The 1,751-nt window shown below is 36.5% G+C and carries 2 protein-coding genes; both read right to left on the bottom strand.

Translation table 11 applies throughout. The features are described 5' to 3' along the window. Positions 1–85 precede the first annotated feature (85 nt). The gene (locus tag F6K51_RS36720; protein WP_293030958.1) at positions 86–1,177 is read right to left on the bottom strand and encodes an ISAs1 family transposase; all 1,092 of its coding nucleotides are present in this window, start codon (positions 1,175–1,177) and stop codon (positions 86–88) included. A gap of 336 nt (positions 1,178–1,513) precedes the next feature. Next, on the bottom strand, positions 1,514–1,751 hold a 238-nt coding region (locus F6K51_RS36715; protein ID WP_293030955.1), incomplete at its 5' end, for a pentapeptide repeat-containing protein.

Below are 1,751 nucleotides of genomic sequence, written 5' to 3'. Positions count from 1 at the left end.
AATGTTTGAATCGAATCAGCTCCCCCCCTGATTAAGGGAATGTTTGAATCGAATCAAGTTCCCCCCTTATTAAGGCAGGGCTGTTTCATTCTAACAAAACCCAAAGCCTAGACCACTTGTTACGAAGCCATCTTTGGGCTTGGGTAATTGAGTCGAAGCCCAAAATTCGGAAAAGATTCAGAGCTACTGTGTTGAGAATAGAAAAGTTAGTAGTAGCTTGAGTGTCATTAAAAGAACAATGATCTTCCTGTAAAATCACATCTTTAATCCAATGCAATTTATTTTCGATTGCCCAGTGTCCTTTAATTTTATCAGCAAATACTTTAGCCGTTTCTGACAAGCTACTGATATAATAAGCAATATGATAATAATTAGCATTTCCTCTTTTTCCTTGTCTAACTACTTTTATAAAACTCTTTACATCCCACCAATCTAAGCAAAAATAAGCCGGAGGCTCAAACACGTAAGTAGTGCGCTCAATTTCTCGGCCATGACTCTTGTCAATAGTGCAATTAACTGTAATTGGTGTTTGATGATTACTAACATATTCTAGAGACTTATAGAGTGTTTTTTGATTTTTTTTAACGGCAATAGTATAATGATTATTTGAGTCAATAATAGCTTGAGTGGTTGCTTTTTGACAGTGGAGAGCATCGAGAGTAAATACTTGATTCTGAAGGGGAAAAGTTCTTATAGCTCCTTGGACTTGGTGAATTTCTGAACTTTTCTTATTTTCAAAATTAGTCAAATTTAAAACTACCCCTGACTTCTGACTAAACAAAGAAACGATTACCACAAAATTTTGATAATGATTGTTATAATTTTCAACAGTACTTCTTAAATTTTTTCCATCAATAGCTATCCAATCTCTTAAGGATTTATCAAAAGCAAATTGACTTGCCCACTGATTAAAAATATCCAATAAATTTGAACAATCTACTCCTAACATCACTCGTCGAATGGTTGAATAAGAAGGAACTCTCTCCGGGACAATATTTAAGGTATTCAATAATAAGTCTTGATTAAATCTAGCAAAATCTCCTAAAGCTCTATACCCAGTATATCCTTGCATGAGTCCGAGAATAATAATTAATAAAACCCTCCATAAAGGATGTCGTTGTCCTTGGAGTTTACGAAAGTCCTTGACTTTTTTGAGAGCTTGAATTAGGCTATTCATAGATAAACTTTTTATAATTAAATAGCGTTCGCTTTTATTTTACAGTATCGGCGTTCGCTTTTTTTTGTTGATATCATTCGGTTTTTTATTCCGTTGCCCAAGCTTTTTGCGCTTAGAGAATTTAAGACTTTTTTAGGTTAAAATACTTAAATCTTAAAAAAAAGGGTGAACCCATTACTCCAAGGCGGTTTCAAAACCTCAGAAAAAATTTTGACATCGACAATGAAACAGCCCTGCCTTTGATAAGGGGGGAGCAATGAAATAGCCCGACTCCCCACTCCTAACTGAATAATTACGCTTGTTATCAGCTAACAGCTGACGGTTGATAGCTTACGTTTAATCTCGTCTAGCCAGGTCAAGTTTACTAGTATTTTCCAAACTAGCACCAGTAAGATTAGCCTTTCTTAAATCTGTACTTTTGAGGGTAGCTCCGGTAAAGTCAGCATCGGTTAGGTCAGCGTTGTAAAAACTAGTACCCCCTGTAGCCGCAAATGCGATCGCAGTAGTGCGAATCCAGGCATCTCGGGGGTCCCCTTTTAGAGCACGCCAGCCCTGGTAAGCACCAAGTAATACT

It is taken from the genome of Moorena sp. SIO3I8 (assembly GCF_010692325.1).
In the GTDB taxonomy this organism is placed as follows: domain Bacteria; phylum Cyanobacteriota; class Cyanobacteriia; order Cyanobacteriales; family Coleofasciculaceae; genus Moorena.
Note: the sequence above shows the minus strand (reverse complement) of the source record. Positions and strands in the feature narration are given on the sequence as shown.

Coding starts and splice junctions, on each gene's coding strand:
- F6K51_RS36720 (WP_293030958.1), bottom strand. CDS start 1,177: ATGAATAGCCTAATTCAAGCTCTCAAAAAAGTCAAGGACTTTCGTAAA.